19 protein-coding genes are annotated in these 17022 nt (G+C 56.1%); 15 read left to right on the forward strand and 4 right to left on the reverse strand.

The genetic code is table 11. From position 1 onward, the window contains the following. Window positions 1-91: 91 nt before the first annotated feature. The gene (gene hslU / locus ACXAIA_RS01220) at window positions 92-1402 is read right to left on the reverse strand and encodes an ATP-dependent protease ATPase subunit HslU (protein ID WP_475343129.1); all 1311 of its coding nucleotides are present in this window, start codon (window positions 1400-1402) and stop codon (window positions 92-94) included. 181 nt (window positions 1403-1583) lie between these two features. After that, window positions 1584-2144 (reverse strand): ATP-dependent protease subunit HslV, encoded by a 561-nt coding sequence (hslV, locus tag ACXAIA_RS01225; protein ID WP_475343127.1) that lies wholly within the window; start codon window positions 2142-2144, stop codon window positions 1584-1586. Between the two features lie 240 nt (window positions 2145-2384). Between hslV and ade the strand changes: the two genes are divergently transcribed. The 11 genes from ade (at window position 2385) to ACXAIA_RS01280 (ending at window position 11873) form a co-directional block, all read left to right on the forward strand. Then, window positions 2385-4115, forward strand: a complete 1731-nt coding sequence (gene ade, locus ACXAIA_RS01230; protein ID WP_475347735.1) for an adenine deaminase — start codon at window positions 2385-2387, stop codon at window positions 4113-4115. A 142-nt stretch (window positions 4116-4257) separates the two neighbouring features. Beyond that, window positions 4258-6393 (forward strand): cache domain-containing protein, encoded by a 2136-nt coding sequence (locus tag ACXAIA_RS01235; RefSeq protein ID WP_475347736.1) that lies wholly within the window; start codon window positions 4258-4260, stop codon window positions 6391-6393. Window positions 6394-6550: 157 nt separating this feature from the next. Further along, window positions 6551-7150, forward strand: coding sequence for an imidazoleglycerol-phosphate dehydratase HisB (gene hisB / locus ACXAIA_RS01240; RefSeq protein ID WP_475347737.1), 600 nt, complete (start codon window positions 6551-6553; stop codon window positions 7148-7150). Window positions 7151-7232: 82 nt separating this feature from the next. Next, window positions 7233-7676 (forward strand): DUF2628 domain-containing protein, encoded by a 444-nt coding sequence (locus ACXAIA_RS01245; RefSeq protein WP_475347738.1) that lies wholly within the window; start codon window positions 7233-7235, stop codon window positions 7674-7676. Continuing rightward, window positions 7673-8323 (forward strand): imidazole glycerol phosphate synthase subunit HisH, encoded by a 651-nt coding sequence (gene hisH, locus ACXAIA_RS01250; RefSeq protein ID WP_475343114.1) that lies wholly within the window; start codon window positions 7673-7675, stop codon window positions 8321-8323. Before ACXAIA_RS01245 ends, hisH begins: the two co-directional genes overlap by 4 nt. After that, complete coding sequence (locus ACXAIA_RS01255) at window positions 8320-8874, forward strand: N-acetyltransferase family protein (RefSeq protein WP_475347739.1); 555 nt, start codon at window positions 8320-8322, stop codon at window positions 8872-8874. The genes hisH and ACXAIA_RS01255 overlap by 4 nt, the downstream gene beginning before the upstream one ends. Next, window positions 8871-9599, forward strand: a complete 729-nt coding sequence (gene hisA, locus ACXAIA_RS01260; RefSeq protein ID WP_475347740.1) for a 1-(5-phosphoribosyl)-5-[(5-phosphoribosylamino)methylideneamino]imidazole-4-carboxamide isomerase — start codon at window positions 8871-8873, stop codon at window positions 9597-9599. Before ACXAIA_RS01255 ends, hisA begins: the two co-directional genes overlap by 4 nt. 22 nt (window positions 9600-9621) lie before the next feature. Next, window positions 9622-10383 (forward strand): imidazole glycerol phosphate synthase subunit HisF, encoded by a 762-nt coding sequence (gene hisF / locus ACXAIA_RS01265; protein ID WP_475343109.1) that lies wholly within the window; start codon window positions 9622-9624, stop codon window positions 10381-10383. Between the two features lie 4 nt (window positions 10384-10387). Next, entirely contained in the window at window positions 10388-10726 is a 339-nt protein-coding gene (locus ACXAIA_RS01270) for a phosphoribosyl-ATP diphosphatase (protein ID WP_475347741.1), read from the forward strand. Between the two features lie 207 nt (window positions 10727-10933). Further along, window positions 10934-11305, forward strand: a complete 372-nt coding sequence (locus ACXAIA_RS01275) for a histidine triad nucleotide-binding protein (RefSeq protein ID WP_475343100.1) — start codon at window positions 10934-10936, stop codon at window positions 11303-11305. Between the two features lie 82 nt (window positions 11306-11387). Continuing rightward, window positions 11388-11873, forward strand: coding sequence for a DUF6314 family protein (locus ACXAIA_RS01280; protein WP_475347742.1), 486 nt, complete (start codon window positions 11388-11390; stop codon window positions 11871-11873). A gap of 48 nt (window positions 11874-11921) precedes the next feature. Here the strand turns inward: ACXAIA_RS01280 and ACXAIA_RS01285 are convergent, their stop codons facing one another. Continuing rightward, on the reverse strand, window positions 11922-12869 hold the full coding sequence (locus ACXAIA_RS01285; RefSeq protein ID WP_475347743.1) for a LysR substrate-binding domain-containing protein: 948 nt from the start codon (window positions 12867-12869) through the stop codon (window positions 11922-11924). Between the two features lie 119 nt (window positions 12870-12988). Between ACXAIA_RS01285 and ACXAIA_RS01290 the strand changes: the two genes are divergently transcribed. The 3 genes from ACXAIA_RS01290 to ACXAIA_RS01300 all read left to right on the forward strand — a co-directional run bounded on the left by ACXAIA_RS01290 (window position 12989) and on the right by ACXAIA_RS01300 (window position 15191). After that, on the forward strand, window positions 12989-13417 hold the full coding sequence (locus ACXAIA_RS01290; RefSeq protein ID WP_475347744.1) for a VOC family protein: 429 nt from the start codon (window positions 12989-12991) through the stop codon (window positions 13415-13417). A 168-nt stretch (window positions 13418-13585) separates the two neighbouring features. Then, window positions 13586-14533 carry a 2-hydroxyacid dehydrogenase gene (locus tag ACXAIA_RS01295; protein ID WP_475347745.1) on the forward strand — a complete coding sequence of 316 codons (948 nt, stop codon included), beginning with the start codon at window positions 13586-13588 and terminating at the stop codon, window positions 14531-14533. Between the two features lie 151 nt (window positions 14534-14684). Continuing rightward, window positions 14685-15191, forward strand: coding sequence for an SRPBCC domain-containing protein (locus ACXAIA_RS01300; RefSeq protein ID WP_475347746.1), 507 nt, complete (start codon window positions 14685-14687; stop codon window positions 15189-15191). On the opposite strand, the gene ACXAIA_RS01305 is transcribed toward ACXAIA_RS01300, so the two are convergent. Further along, entirely contained in the window at window positions 15177-16094 is a 918-nt protein-coding gene (locus ACXAIA_RS01305; RefSeq protein ID WP_475347747.1) for a LysR family transcriptional regulator, read from the reverse strand. The genes ACXAIA_RS01300 and ACXAIA_RS01305 overlap by 15 nt on opposite strands. Before the next feature lie 126 nt (window positions 16095-16220). Here ACXAIA_RS01305 and ACXAIA_RS01310 point away from each other — a divergent pair, with 126 nt between their 5' ends. After that, window positions 16221-16961, forward strand: coding sequence for an SDR family oxidoreductase (locus ACXAIA_RS01310; protein WP_475347748.1), 741 nt, complete (start codon window positions 16221-16223; stop codon window positions 16959-16961). The last annotated feature ends 61 nt before the right edge of the window (window positions 16962-17022 follow it).

Below are 17022 nucleotides of genomic sequence, written 5' to 3' on the forward strand. Positions count from 1 at the left end.
TAAACCAAATTGCGGTGACTGAGGGTTAAAGTAAAAAGGCCAGCAACAGTGTGCTGGCCTTTTTCATATCTGATCTGATCGAACGTTTCGGTTACAAAATAAACTTCGAAAGGTCGGTATCCTTGGCGAGATCCTCGACCTGCTCACGCACGTAAGCCGCATCAACCTTGAAGGTCTCGCCAGCACGGTCGGTGGCGGTAAAGCTGATGTCATCAAGCAGCTTTTCAAGCACCGTATGCAGGCGACGGGCACCGATATTTTCGACCGTCTCATTCACATTGGCCGAAATCTTGGCAATTTCGTCGACCGCATCGTCGGTGAAGTCGAGTTTGACGTCCTCGGTCTGCATCAGGGCGATATACTGCTTGATCAGGGATGCTTCCGGCTCCATCAGGATGCGGCGGAAGTCACCCTCGGTCAGCGCCTTCAACTCAACGCGGATTGGCAGGCGGCCCTGCAGTTCCGGCAGAAGGTCGGATGGCTTGGCCAGATGGAATGCGCCCGAGCAGATAAACAGGATATGGTCGGTTTTGACCGTGCCATGCTTGGTCGACACGTTCGTGCCTTCGATCAGCGGCAGCAAATCACGCTGAACACCTTCACGTGATACATCGCCGCCGCGTTCCTGACGCGCGGTGATCTTGTCGATCTCATCGAGGAACACGATGCCGTTCTGCTCGACATTTTCGATCGCCTCGGCAGTGACCTTGTCATTATCAAGAAGCTTGTCGCCTTCTTCGTCGATCAGGCGTTCAAAGGCTTCTTCGACCGTCATGCGCTTGGGCGTCGTGTTATTGCCAAACGCTTTGCCGAACATGTCGTTCAGATTCATCATGCCCATCTGTGCACCGGGCATGCCCGGGATATCGATGGTCGGCATCGAGGCCGAACTGCTTTCCTGAACGTTGATTTCGATCTCTTTTTGCTGAAGCTCGCCCTCGCGCAGCATCTTGCGGAACTTCTGACGGGTTTCCGGCGAGGCATTTTCACCGACCAGACCATCGAGAATGCGTTCCTCGGCCTGCATTTCCGCCTTGGCATGGACTTTCTTGCGCATGCTTTCGCGGGTCAGGTCGATGGAAACTTCCACCAGATCACGCACGATCTGTTCAACATCGCGCCCGACATAGCCAACTTCGGTAAATTTGGTCGCTTCGATCTTGATGAACGGCGCCTCGGCCAGTTTGGCAAGGCGGCGTGCGATTTCGGTTTTACCGACACCGGTCGGACCGATCATCAGGATGTTTTTCGGCAGGACTTCATTGCGCATGGTTTCGTCAAGCTGCTGACGGCGCCACCGGTTGCGCAGCGCAATGGCGACCGCGCGTTTGGCATCCTTCTGACCGATGATGTGACGGTCCAGTTCGGAAACAATTTCGCGCGGGCTGTAATGTTGGGTCATAAATTTATTCCGTATCTTTTTGCGACGAATGCAGAAGCGGCCCATTCAATTTAAACGTCGATTTTCGTGGCGAAAATGATGGAGCCCGAGAACCGGAGCGCAGCGCACTTTGATGTGCGTGAGCACCGGAAGCGCAGGTCTTCGTTATTTGCAGCCCGAAAGGCGACGTTCGTTGGCACCGCTATTTGGCATCCTCGATATCGATTTTTTCAAGAAGGACATTGCCGTTGGTATAGACGCAAATCTCACCGGCAATCGCCATCGCCTTGCGGGCAATTTCCTCGGCACTGAGATCCTGATCAATCAGGGCGCGCGCGGCAGAAAGCGCATAGTTGCCGCCCGATCCAATGGCAATGATGCCATCTTCGGGTTCAAGAACATCGCCCTGACCAGTCAGAACCAGTGAAACATCCTTGTCGGCCACCGCCATCATGGCTTCGAGCTTGCGCAGATAACGATCGGTCCGCCAGTCCTTCGCCAGTTCGACACAGGCGCGCATAGTCTGACCCGGATGACGGTCCAGCTTGGCTTCAAGCCGTTCAAGCAGGGTAAAGGCATCTGCCGTTGCCCCGGCAAAGCCCACCATGATCTCGCCCTTCTGGCCGATCCGGCGCACCTTGCGCGCATTGCCCTTGATCACCGTCGGACCAAGCGAGACCTGACCATCACCGGCCACCACGACTTCGTTGCCCTTGCGCACGGACAGGATCGTCGTGCCATGCCAGCTTTGTTGTTCGCTCATGAATAATCCTTGAATCTTCTCGATTGCTTCGCCCAAGAGTTAGCACGGCAGACGCCCCGGTCAAGGGCAGAAGCCACCCGCACCTGGGCCTGCCGCCGGGCCTGCGACCTTCATCACGGACAAAACACAGTTTCAATGCCGCGATACCCAAAAAATTCAAGGCATCCCAGCGCCACATGCTTTACCCTTGGGCTCATAAAAGAATTCCAAGAACAATCCGAGCCAAAAGGACCAGAACCCATGACCAGCACCGACCTTACCCAAACCCATCTTGGCAAATGCATCCTTGCCGGTCAGGGCAAAATCAAGGCGGACCTGGTCCTGCGCAATATCGGGTTGCTCGATGTCATCACCGGCAAAGTTACCGAAACCGATATCGCCATTGTCGGCGACCGGATTGTCGGCACCCATGACAGCTATGCTGGCGAGACCGAGATTGATTGCACCGGCAAGTTCGCCGTTCCGGGCTTTATCGATACCCACCTGCATATCGAAAGCTCGCTCGTTACCCCGCTGGAATTTGATCGCTGCGTGCTGCCGCATGGCGTGACCACCGTGCTGTGCGACCCGCACGAAATCGCCAATGTGCTGGGCGCCGAGGGCATCAAATACTTCCTGGATTGTTCTGAGCAGACCGTGATGGATGTGCGGGTCAATCTGTCGTCTTGCGTTCCGGCCACTGCGTTCGAGACCGCCGGTGCCCGGCTTGAAATCGAAGACCTTCTGCCGTTCCGCTCGCACGAAAAAGTCGTCGGTCTGGCAGAAATGATGAACTATCCCGGCGTGCTCAATCTTGATCCGGGCATCATGGCCAAGCTCGAAGCGTTTCAGGATGGCCACATTGACGGTCACGCGCCACTGGTGCGCGGATCGGACCTCAATGGCTATATGGCTGCAGGCATCCGCACCGATCATGAAGCCACCTCTGCCGAGGAAGCCCGCGAAAAACTCGCCAAGGGCATGGCGATCCTGATCCGCGAAGGATCGGTGTCCAAGGACCTTGAGGCACTGGCCGAGATTTTGGATGAAAACAGCTCAAGCTTCGTGGCACTCTGTACCGATGATCGCAACCCGCTTGATATCGGCGAAGAAGGTCATCTTGATAGTCTTGTTGCGCGATTAATTGGGCATTTGAAGGCCCGTAATTGCCCGATCCATCATGCCTATCGCGCCGCGTCCCATTCGGCAGCCCGGATTTTCGGCCTGCGCGACCGCGGTCTGATCGGGCCGGGATGGCGGGCTGATATCGCCATTCTTGATGATCTTGAGAGCTGCAACGTCACCGATGTGATTGCCGGTGGTCGCCTTGTCACCAAGGACCTGTTCGCCAAACGCAAAACCATCGACCCTGTCGGTCTAAGCTCAATGAAAGCCACCCCGGTCTCGGCACAGGCATTTGCCTGCGACCCCAAACCGGGGCAGAACCAGACCCCGGTGATCAAGGTCAAGCCGGGACTTATCCTGACCTTCCGCGATGAAGCCACACTTGAAATTGGCGAAAACGGCCTCAAACCCGATCTTGATAATGACGTCATCAAGGTGGCCGTCGTCGAACGCCATGGCATCAACGGCAATATCGGACGCAGCTTTGTGCGCGGCTTTGGCCTGAAACGCGGGGCGATTGCCTCATCCGTCGGGCATGACAGCCACAACATCACCGTGGTCGGCGCAAATGATGCCGACATGGCCGCCGCCGTCAATCGCCTGATTGAAATGGGCGGCGGCTTTGCAGTTGCCGATGGCGGCAAGGTCACCGCTGAACTGGCACTTCCCGTCGCAGGCCTCATGAGCCTTGAACCGTTTGAAACCGTCGAAAAACACCTGATTGATCTGCGCAAGGCGGCCAAGGATCTGGGATGCGTTTTGCCCGAACCGTTCCTTCAGGTCGCCTTCCTGGCCCTGCCGGTGATCCCGCACCTGAAAATGACCGATCGCGGCCTGTTTGACGTTGATAAATTCGACTTTGTTTAGAACAACTCCAAGTAACCATTATGATTTTTTTCACCTGACTACTCAACTTAATGTTGTTTTTCACCCATCGCGGCTTAATCTAAAGGTATGATTATACGAACAGGTGGCACTCCGCTGCCTGGCATGATGGACATTCTATCAGGTGAAAATCAGGCTTCAGATTGGCGTTACCGCTGCGTTTACGACGATTGCGGTTGTGATGCTGGGTGTGACGGTCGCCTTTCTCTATGAAAGCAATCGTAACCTTGCGCTGCAAACCGCACGTGCCGAGATGGAAAATGCCCGGCAGAAAACCATTGATGGCCTGATCAACGTCATCGTGCCCGTTGGGCAGGTTGTCACCACCACAGCCGATATGATCAATGCCTTCCCTGATACGATATCCGAGCCCACCGGTGGATCGGTCATGGCAAGCCAGATCAAGGGTCTGTCACAAGTTTACGGCCTGTTTTTCGGGTTCGAAGACGATGGGCGGTTCTTTCAGGTTGTCCAGATCCCCGAGGAGCTGAAAACATTCGGCCCGAATAATAGCCCCATACCCGATCAAAGTCGGATCATCTATCGCACGATTGATTACGCAATGTCGGGCAGCAAGCTTGATACCTACCTTTATCAATCGGACTGGGGCACAGTTACCGGCACGGAATATAGCGAGGTCACCTATGACCCGAGACGCCGCACCTGGTACGAGGGCGCAAAGCAAAAAGACGACGTTTTCGTGAGCCCGTTCTATACGTTTAACAGTACAAACAAACCAGGTGTAACCTTTGCCAAGCGGGTCATGAACCCGGATGGCTCTCTGATGGGCGTTCTTGGTATCGATCTGACACTCGATAGCGTGACGAAAATTTTGGGAGATATTCGCATTGGTGATGAGGGCCGAGTCTTCATGCTCGGCAAGGAAAACCGGGTACTGGCCTATAGCGGCCCCTATGGAAGTAATACAAACGAGACGTTCTTTAAGATCGGCAATCGCGAAATCAAAGATCCGATTGTCAGTCGCGCCATCACACATTGGAGCAACCATCCCGACACCTTCTTTGAATTTGTCGATGAAACCGATGGTAAAAAGTACCTCGCTTCTACGGCGGCGATCCCGGAAACATTTGGCGTATCACCGGTTCTGGGCCTGATCGTGCCCGAGGACGAGTTTGTCGGTGATATCAAGGCAACCACGCAAAACGTCCTTAAGATCGCAACTGCGATCCTTGTCTTCACCATCATTCTGATCGCCATCATTTCGCGCATGCTGAGCCGGCAAATCAATGCCGTCGCCAAAGAAGCCGAAAAGATTGGCCAGTTTGATTTGGGCGGCGATTTCAATATGGAATCGCATATCTACGAGGTCGATGCCCTGTCCAAGGCAGTGGCAAACATGAAGCTCAGCCTGAAAAGCTTTGGCGCCTATGTCCCGGCGGATGTGGTGAAATCAATCATGTCAGACGGCAATCCGGTGGAAATCGGCGGCGAATCGCGTGAGCTGTCGATCATGTTTACCGACATCGAAGGCTTTACCGCCAAAACCGAAAACTATTCACCGACCGATCTGGCCCATGAGCTTTCGAACTATTTTGCCGCAATGGACCAGCAGATCATCATCAACGGCAATGGCACCATCGACAAATATATCGGCGATGCCATCATGGCATTCTGGAACGCGCCAACCAGCGATCCCGACCATGTCGATCATGCCTGCAAGGCAGCACTGGCCTGCCGTCTGGCCGGAAGGCGGCTTAATTCCATCTCGCAGGATTCAAGCCTGTTTCCACTTTACACCCGCTTTGGCCTGCACACCGATCAGGTGGTTGTCGGCAATGTCGGCTCCGAACATCGCCTGCAATACACAGCCCTTGGCGAGGCGGTGAACCTTGCCTCGCGGATCGAGGGACTTAACAAGATTTATGGCACTCGCATCCTGGTCAGTGATGCCGTCGCAAAACGAGCATCCGACAACTTCCTGCTTCGATACGTCGATCGTGTCGTCCCGATGGGCACCAGCCTGCCGATTGATATCTATGAATTGATCGGGAATCGGGATGATACGACCAATGCCCTTGTCGATATCGCCGCACAGGAAAGCGAAATCGCGGCATGGGATGCCTGTATGGACCTCTATCACGATCAGAAATGGGCCGAGGCACATGATGCATTCAAGGCCCATCTGGGTGCGGCAACTACATCAAAACTGGTTGAAATCTATATCGAAAGATGCCGGGAATTTATCGATCATCCGCCAGAACAAAACTGGGATGAAGTCAATCATCTGACCCGGAAATAACCCCAAGATAACCGCCCAGCCCGATGAGCTGTCCGATGCAAGCGGAAAAACCGATGATTGCGGCCAATAGGTAGGCACCTAAAACTGGCTTTTGGGCAGCTTTATTGCTACATACGACCCGTCATATGCATCAATATCTGCAGGAAAGGAGCTTTGCATGCGCAAGGCCCGCGTTGAGCGTAACACAAACGAAACCCAGATCATGGTCGAAGTGAACCTTGACGGGACCGGCGTTTATGACGTCGAGACCGGGGTCGGGTTCCTTGATCACATGCTCGAACAGCTTTCGCGTCACAGCCTGATGGACCTTAAAGTCCGGGCCAAAGGCGACCTGCATATTGATTTCCACCACACCACCGAAGATAGCGGCATTGCCATCGGCGAAGCCTTTGCCAAGGCGCTTGGCGACAAGAAGGGCATCACGCGCTATGGCAGCTGCCTGCTTCCGATGGACGAAGCGCTGACCCGTGTCGCACTTGATATTTCAAGCCGTCCCTATCTGATCTGGAATGTCGAATTCACCCGCGACAAGCTGGGCGATATGGATACCGAGCTGTTCCGCGAATGGTTCCAGGGCTTTGCCCAGGCGGCCGGCATCACGCTGCATGTCGAAAACCTGTATGGTGAGAACAATCACCATATCATCGAAAGTGCCTTTAAGGCGCTTGCACGGTCGCTGCGCGTGGCGATTGAAATTGATCCGCGCAAGTCCGATGCCATTCCCTCGACCAAGGGCACGCTTGGCGGCTCCTTGTAAGCAGGTCAGTTCGATCTGATCGAAAAGTAACCGGTGGCAGAACTGATACCAAACTGCCACCGGCCCAAAGAACCGGTTTTCGATGAAGGTTTACACAGTCCATACCCATCCCGGCGATGCCGATCCGATGGAGAACGCCATCCTGATCCGCGAAGGCTTCAATTTCTGGGCCTTTCTGCTGTCGGGCCTTTGGGCGTTGTATCATCGCCTGTGGCTGGGCTTTATCGGCCTGGTCGTGGTGTCGCTTCTGTGCACCTTTGCGGTCGAGTTGTTTAACGGCGGGCCGGAAATGGACTTTGCCCTGGCCCTTGTGACCGGGATCGGCTTTGGCCTGATCGCCAATGATTTGCGTCGTCGCAAACTCGCGGCAAATGGCTGGCAGATGGTTGATATCGTCGCAGGCCACGATGAAACCGACGCCGAACATCGCTGCTTCGAGCGGTCAAAAAATTCCCGGCTGCGCGTCCCACAGTCCGCAGCTGCCCTTACCTCCACCCCCTCAATCGGGAGCCCATCCTACCCATGAGTGTTGCGATTATTGATTACGGTTCCGGCAATCTGCGCTCTGCCGCCAAGGCGTTCGAGCGTGCTGCGCGTGAAACCGGCTTTTCTGACGAGATCATTGTCACCGATGACCCGGAAAAGGTCCGCAACGCCAGCCATATCGTGCTTCCGGGCGTTGGCGCCTATGCCGATTGCCGGGCCGGTCTGGATGCCGTCACCGGCATGGTGGATGTCCTGACCGAACAGGTGATTAAGGGCGGCAAACCGTTCTTTGGCATCTGTGTTGGCATGCAGCTGATGTCGACCGTCGGCCGCGAATTTGTCGTCACCGACGGCCTTGACTGGATTGCCGGCGAAGTCGTTGCGATCGAACCCAGCGACCCGTCGCTTAAAATCCCGCATATGGGCTGGAACGAGCTGGTGCTTGATCCGGCGGGCAAGGCGCACCCGGTGCTTAACGGCATTTCCGATGGCGATCACGCCTATTTCGTGCACAGCTATCACATGCATGTCACCAACCCGGACCAGCGTCTGGCATCGGTTGCCTATGGCGGGGATCTGACGGCCATGATCGGGCGTGACAACATGATTGGTACCCAGTTCCACCCGGAAAAAAGCCAGAAAACCGGGCTTACCATCATAGGGAACTTTCTGGGGTGGAAGCCATGATCGCACCATCAGATACCATTGATCCGGGTGTAAGTGCCGAACGCGTCACCGAACTGACCGCGGGCGAGCTTTCCGACATTGTCGATGCCTGTACCCAGGCGATTGTCGAAGGGGGCGGCTTTGGCTGGCTGACCCCGCCGGATCGTCCGGACATGGAAAAATACTGGCGCGGCGTTTTGCTGATGCCAGGGCGTCATTTGTTTGTGTCGCGCGTCGATGGCATCATTTCCGGTGCCGCCCAGTTGATCGAAACACCGGCCAACCTCGAAGCACAGCGCCATTCCGCCCAGATTTCCGGCCATTTCGTTGCCCCCTGGGCGCGCGGGCGCGGCAACGGCAAGGCGATCGTGCGGTCGATTGAATATTTCGCCCGTGAAGCGGGCTATAGCGTTTTGAAACTCGACCTTCGCGAAACCCAGCAGGCCGCCATCGCACTTTATAACGGGCTTGGATATGTCCGTTGGGGCATCAATCCCTATTACGCGATGATCGATGGCAAGATGGTCGAAGGCTATTACTACACCAAGAAAATACAGGACACCGATCAGTGAACCTTTATCCCGCAATTGACCTGAAAGACGGCGCCTGTGTGCGCCTGCTGCGCGGCGACATGGACAAGGCAACCGTGTTTAACGATGACCCGGGCTCACAGGCCGGCGAATTTGTCGCCGCGGGCTGCCACTGGGTTCATATCGTTGATCTGAACGGCGCCTTTGCCGGTGAGCCGGTCAATGGTGCAGCAGTGGATTCCATCCTTGCCGCCGTATCGGGCAAGGCACAGACGCAGCTGGGTGGCGGCATTCGCACCATGGAAACGGTTGATTATTGGCTCAATAAAGGCATCACCCGTGTGATCCTTGGCACCGTGGCGCTTCGCAACCCGGATTTCGTCAAGGAAGCCTGCGCGAAATGGCCGGGCCGGATCGCGGTCGGCATTGATGCCCGTGATGGTTATGTCGCAGTCGAAGGCTGGGCGGAAACGTCCGAAGTCACCGCCCTGGAACTGGCCAAGAAGTTTGAAGATTGCGGTGTGGCTGCGATCATCTTTACCGATATCGACCGGGATGGTGCGATGGGCGGCCCGAATATCGAGAGCACCGTGGCTCTGGCATCGGAAATCTCGACGCCTGTGATCGTCTCGGGCGGGGTTTCGTCGCTCGATGATCTGGTCGCGGTCAAGAAACACACAAGCTCGGGCATTGATGGCGCGATTTCCGGTCGTGCGCTTTATGATGGTCGCATCGATCTGGCAGAGGCCATCGCGGCCCTTTCGTAACCGACCCAACAGGAAACAGACCATGCTGAAAACCCGTGTCATTCCCTGTCTTGACGTCAAGGACGGCCGCGTCGTCAAAGGGGTCAACTTCGTTGATCTGATCGATGCCGGTGACCCGGTCGAACAGGCCCGCATCTATGATGCCGAAGGCGCAGACGAGCTCTGCTTCCTTGATATCACGGCATCAAGTGACAACCGCGATACCATCTTTGATGTGGTTGCCCGCACGGCTGAGGCCTGCTTCATGCCGGTGACCGTCGGCGGCGGTGTGCGCACCCTTGAAGACATCCGAAAGCTGCTTCTGGCCGGTGCGGACAAGGTTTCGATCAATACCGCCGCGGTGAAAAACCCGGATTTCGTGCGCGAAGCGGCGCGCAAGTTCGGATCCCAATGCATTGTGGTCTCGATCGACGCCAAATCGACCGGCCCGGACAAGTTTGAAATCTTTACCCATGGCGGACGTGAACCCACCGGGATTGATGCCGTTTCGTTTGCAAAACAAATGGTCGAATACGGTGCGGGGGAGCTTCTTGTCACCTCGATGGATCGTGATGGCACCCAGTCGGGCTTTAATATCCCGCTGACCAAAACCATCGCTGATGCCGTGCATGTGCCGGTTATTGCCTCAGGCGGGGTGGGGACGCTTGATCATATGGTCGAAGGGGTGCGGGATGCCCACGCATCGGCGGTTCTGGCCGCCTCGATCTTCCATTTCGGCACCTATCGCATTCGCGAGGTCAAGGACCACATGAAAGCCGCCGGTATCCCGGTGCGCGAGGACTGAAATCATGCCCGATACGGATAAAAGCCAACATATCCTTGATGCGCTTTACGCAACCGTCTCTGCCCGCAAGGGTGCAGACCCGGAAACCAGCTATACTGCCAAGCTGTTTGCCAAGGGCACGCCCAAAATCGCCCAGAAAGTCGGCGAAGAGGGCGTTGAAACCGTGATTGCCGCTTTGGCCGAAAGCCCGGAAAAGGTCGCATCGGAAAGTGCCGACCTTCTCTATCACCTTACCGTGCTTTGGGCCGATCAGGGGGTGAACCCCGAAGATGTCTGGAAGATCCTGGCTGAGCGTCAGGGCATTTCAGGTATCACTGAGAAGGCATCGCGCAAAAGCGACTAAGGATTACCCCAACACCCGTCATGCCCGCGCAGGCGGGCATCCATATCGATACAACCGCTACCATGGATTCCGGGCCTCCGCCTTGCTCCGCCCGGAATGACGGAAATTGGAAAATGGTCGCACTTTCGCAAAATCGAAATTGCACCGGGCGACAAGCCTGTCCAATATGACGATCAAAGTTGAGAAATAGCGTTCAGGAGCATCATCATGGCCGTTCAGCCCTACGATCCGGAAAACATCTTCGCCAAAATCCTGCGCGGTGAAATCCCGTGCACCAAGGTCTATGAAGATGACCATGTGCTGGCCTTCAATGATATCGCGCCCCAGGCCCCGACTCATGTGCTGGTCATCCCCAAGGGCGCCTATACCAGCTATGACGACTTTGCCCAGAATGCCTCGGATGCCGAAATCATCGCCTATACCCGCGCGATTGGCAAAATCTCCAAGGAAGCCGGCGTGGTCGAGGACGGCTACCGCCTGATCGCCAACACCCGCGAACACGGCCGCCAGGACGTCCCGCACCTGCATGTGCATATCCTGGGCGGTGAGAAACTGCCGCGGATGCTGCCGGGCGCCTAAGCGACTGAAATCCCATTCAAAAGGCAGGGCCCCGCATTTTGCGCCCTGCCTTTTTTGTCCCGACACAGACCTGAAATCACCAATGGCATCCAACATCCCCACCGCAGCCGAGATTTTCCAGGCCCTTACCGGCAACTGGACGCTCATGCGCGATCTGGGAGAGGCCGGGCAGTTTACCGGCGATGTCACGTTTCATGCCGCCGATCCCAACCAACCCAACGTGCTACGCTATCGCGAGGAGGGGTTTCTGACCCGCCCGGACGGCAAGCGGTTTGATGGCTACCGGGAATATGACTTTGTCCTGCACGAAGACCCGGCGGCGATCGAGCTTCTGTTTCGTGATCCCTTGAGTTTCGGCAATCGTTATGTGCTGCTGCAATTTGGTGAGGAGAGTGAGCAGGGTGAAGCAGGTGAAACCGATCTTTGTGCGCGTGACATTCACCCCTGTGGGGATGACTTTTATCACCATTGCATGATCTGGAACGGGCCAGATCATTTCGAAACAAAAATAAAAATCACCGGTCCGAAGAAAGATCACCTGTTGCACAGCATGTATCGCCGCGCCTAGCGTCCCGAAAGTTGGACAATCCGTCCATAATTTCAAATACTTGCCGGGTTATTCTGACAAACCGGATTCACTTGCCAAACCGAGCACCCAGTCACGAAAGGCGCGGACTTCCGGCCCGTCCTGACGGCTTTCGGGCGTGATCAGGTAGTATGCCCCACGTGATTTCAGGCGGGCTTCGCTGATGATTTCAAGGCTGCCTTCTGCCAGCGGTCCTTCGATCAAAACCCTTGGTAACAGGGCGATTCCCATGCCGGCCTTGGCCGCCTCGATCAACATGAAGAAGTGCTCAAACGCCGGTCCGGGTGCCCCGGTTATGGCAATCCCGTTGGCCTGCGCCCAGTCATGCCATGCCTTGGGCCGGGTGGTGTGGACCAGTCGCGGGTAGCGTGCAATGAGGTCTGACGGATCGACGGGGCTGTTTTCACCCGTCATCTCACCTGAAGCAACATATCCGGGTTTGGCGACAACCACTTGAATTTCATCAAAAATCTTGTCGCATACCATCCCGGGCCAGCGACCATCACCAAAATAAAGCCCGACATCGATCTGGCGCGCGCCAAGGTCCGGGCTGCGTTCCGGAGTGGCGAAATTAAGCGCCAGGGTCTCGATCACCGGGCGGATATCAGGATATTCGTTTTGGAATCGATTTAATTTTGGAATAAGCCAACTGCTGGCCAGGGTATGGAGCGCGCCGATGACCAGTTTCCGCTCCCCCGCGCCATGGGTGACCAGATCAAGGGTGGCGGCCTCGATCTCGTCGAGGGCCCGGCGCAGACTGGGCAAATAGGCCCGTCCGGCTTCGCGCAAGCTCAGTTTCGGGCCATTACGCTCAAACAAAACCATGCCAAGGCTGGCTTCAAGATTGGCGACCTGCTGGCTGATGGCGCCGGATGTTACCGAAAGTTCCTCGGCCGCGCGGGCAAAACTGCCAAGCCGGGCGGCGGCTTCGAACGCACGCAGGGCATTGAGCGGCGGAGTGGTCGGGCGCAGCGCCATAGCATTAGCTTTCCTGTTGATAGGTCCAGAACTTCTGATTTTACCCGCCGCATTCTGACGTATTAGAGTAATTCCAACAACACATCGTTAGATAATCTGGATAATCTTGGAGATCGACCATGTCTTCGCCGTCCCTGCCACCGTTCCACCTGGCCTTCCCGATCAAATCGATTGCTGATACCCGCGCGTTCTATATCGACATTCTCGGCTGTGACGAAGGCCGCTCGACCGAGGCCTGGATTGATTTTGATTTCTTTGGTCATCAGCTGTCCGCCCATGTCCGCCCGGAAGCAGGCCAGAACAAGGGATCGGGCGATGTCGATGGGGATGCGGTGCCAATCCCGCATTTCGGGGCGGTTCTGGAATGGCAAAAATGGCATCAGCTTGCCGACAAGCTGAAGGCCGCCAACGTCAAATTCCTGCTTGAGCCCAAGATCCGCTTTAAGGGTGAACCGGGCGAGCAGGGTACCTTCTTTGTCGAAGATCCAGCGGGAAATGGCCTTGAATTCAAGACCTTCCGCGATCCGGCCATGATCTTTGCCCACTGATTTTGCCGCTTAAAAGCACGCAACCGGCCTTGTGAAACCGGGCCGGTCCATGACAAACTGTATTGACCGCGCCGGAACGCTTTGCGCTCTGGCGCGTTTGATATGTGCAACCTTAATAGTTGCCCCGTTTATCGCCCCAACATTCAAAGCTTTGACCAGGAGTCCCCGATGTCGACCACCAACGCCCCGCTCAACATTCTGATTTCCGCTGCCGGCGATGATGAGAAGTGGAAAAGCGTGATGGTCGATCGTCTGCCGGACGCCAATATCGTGACCGAGGACGACAATTACGATCCTGAAACGATTGACTATGCCCTGTTCTGGAAACAGCCGCAGGGTCTGATCAAGACGCTGCCGAACCTCAAAGCCATCTTCTCGCTCGGTGCCGGGGTAGATCATGTTGTGTCATCGCCAAGCCTGCCGACGGAATTGCCGGTCATTCGCCTGGAAGATGCCGGCATGGCCGACCAGATGGTGCAATATCATCTTTATGCCGCGCTTCATTTCATGCGCGACTTTGATGTCTATAGCGCCCAGCAGGCCAAGGCCGACTGGACCCAGCATGACGTCGCACGCATTTCGCAATGCCGGGTTGGCGTCATGGGGCTGGGTGCGCTCGGCTCTGCCGTTGCCGTGTCGCTTTCCAATCTCGGCTTCTCTGTTTCGGGCTGGAGCCGCTCGATGAAGGCGATTGAAGGCATTTCCACCTTTGCCGGTAAGGAAACGCTTGGTGAATTCCTCGGTCAGTCCGATATCCTGATCTGCCTGCTGCCGCGCACCTCGGAAACCGAAAATGTCCTTAACAGCAGCACGCTGTCCTTCCTACCCAAGGGGGCTGCGATCATTAATGCCGCGCGGGGTGCCATGATCAACGAGGCCGATTTGCTGCGCGCGATTGATACCGGCCATCTGCGTGGTGCGTTTCTTGATGTTGCCGCGACCGAACCGCTGCCCGAAAGTCATCCGTTCTGGGATCATGCGAAAATCCGCATCACGCCGCATATTGCCGCAGCCACCCGGTTTGAAGAATCCGTCGATCAGATTGCCGAAAACCTTGATCGTCTGGCGCGCGGTGAAACCCCGCGCGGTTTGGTCAATCGCGAGATCGGCTACTAAGGCCTCCGACCTCACACGTGACCCTCAAGTAAACCCGATCCGGCGCAAAATCCCCGCCGGGTCGGGTTTTGCTTGTCCGCATGCGGGCTTTCTGCAAAAGAAGGAGGATTACCCGCCAAATTACTGGCGGTGCCGCTAAACAGGATGATCGATGTCAGCCAAAACCTTTGTTGCGCTTCGCGTTGAATGTGACGCCGCCACCGCCTTTGAGCAATTCACCAGCGAGATTGATCACTGGTGGAAGCAGGGGCCGCGCAACCGCCTGATTGGCAATCGTCCGGGCATTATGGAATTTGGTGAAAGTGATGGCGTCCGCTATTTGCAGGAAGTCGATAAACGTCGCCCCGATTTCATCGTCCGTGCCGGCAAGGTCACCAAGTGGGAACCGGGCAAGCGCCTTGCCTTTGAATGGCAATGGCCAATGGCCGACCCCAAGGAACCGGCGACATTGGTTGATATCCGCTTTAGCCCCCAGGGCGATTACACCCGCATCACGTTGGAACATCTGTCTCTGGAAAAACTTTCGATGGCCCATCCCGGCCGCAATGGCCTGAATGACAACCGCTTCAAGCCGATGATGACCCATTACTGGCAGGCGCATCTGGTTTCATTGCGAAACCGGATCAAAATGCTTGCCAACGAATCACGCCCGGCCTGACCCGGCAAAATCAATCTTCGCAAACAGCGCGCTCAGCCAGTCGACAAATATCCGCACCCGCACGGAAAGCTGGCGGTTCTGCGGATAAAGTATCGAGACCGGCATAGGGTCCGGCGGAAATTCCGGCAGGATTTCCATCAGCTTACCCGATCTTAGGTCCTCGGCCACGCGATAGCGCGGCACCTGCACGATCCCCAATCCGGCCGCCGCACAGGCGGCATAGCTATCCGCCCCGGTCACCGAAATGCTCGCAGGCAGCATGACCTCACAGACCTTGCCATCCACGGTGAAATCAAGCGGGATCGGCTGGTCATCGGCGCCTGACAGAAAGCAAACCATCTGATGACCCTGCGCTTTAAGGTCATCAATTGTTTCAGGCATGCCAACGCGCGCAAAGTAATCGGGGCTTGCCACAGTCGCCTCATGCAAAAGGGCAAGCCTCCGCCCGATCATGGAGGAACTCGCCAGATCGCCACTGCGCAGCACACAATCAAATCCCTCATGCACCAGATCGACAAACCGGTCACCATCGGCCAGCACCAGCTCGATCCCCGGATAACGATCCCGAAAATCTGACAAGGCCGGGATGATAAAGGTCCGCGCCAGCGTGCCCTGCAGGTTTACCCGCAACAATCCCTTGGGATCGGCATTGGTAAAGCTGCCATCGGCTTCTTCAAGATCGGCGAGAATCCTGACACAGCGCTGATAATAGGCCTCCCCATCATGGGTAGGATTGACAGTCCGCGTCGTACGTTCCAGCAACCGGGTGCCCAGCCGCTCTTCCAACCGCTGGATGGAATTGGTCATCGTGGCACGCGGGATCAAAAGATCACTGGCCGCCTTGGTAAAACTTTTGCGCTCCACCACGCGCACGAAATTGCGCATTTCCTCAAACCGGTCCATACAGGTGCCTATTGTTATCTAATTTCGAATAATAAATTCCAATATAGGCTAATTATCCGAAAAGTCATCTTGGGCATATTGGCGCCATCGCACTCAACACGCCACACAAGTCCAAGGAGACTTTGAATGTCTGCCAATGAAAACAGAACGGCCATCATCACCGGCGCATCACGCGGTATTGGCGTTGCCCTTGCCAAACGTCTGGCGGCGGATGGCTTTGCCGTTGTCATCAACTATGCCAATTCCGCCGAAGCCGCCGAAGAACTGGCTGAAAGCCTGAAATCCCAAGACCACAAGGCGATTGCGGTAAAGGCCGATATCGCCCGCCCGGATGCGGTCACCGCCCTGTTTGACAAGACCATCGCCGAGTTTGGCGGGGTTGATGTCATTGTGAATAATGCCGGTGTCATGACGACCAGGCCGATTGCTGACATGGATGACGCCACCTATGACGCGATGATGGACATCAATGTCCGTGGCACCTTCAACATGCTGCGCGAAGGGGCCAAGCATCTGCGCGATCATGGCCGGGTAATCAATTTCTCGACCACCGCCCTTCATCTCAAACTGCCAGGCTATGCCGTCTATAACGCCACCAAGGCCGCGGTCGAGGCGATGACGGGCGTTTTCGCCAAGGAACTGCGCGGTCGTCAGATCACGGTCAATACCGTCGCCCCGGGGCCGGTGGCAACCGAACTGTTCCTCAGTGGCAAAACCGACGAGCAGATCGCCCAGTTTTCCAAAATGCCACCACTTGAACGGCTTGGTGAGCCCGATGACATCGCCGGTGTCGTGTCCTTCCTCGCCGGACCGGATTCCGGTTGGGTCGATGGCCAGACCATTCGCGCCAATGGCGGCCTGGCGTAAACCGGCCAAACGACCCAAACCGCTCAATATCATGTGATTGCGGGGACCGTTGACCTGGGAT

It is taken from the genome of Thalassospira sp. ABL2_045 (genome assembly GCF_056161285.1).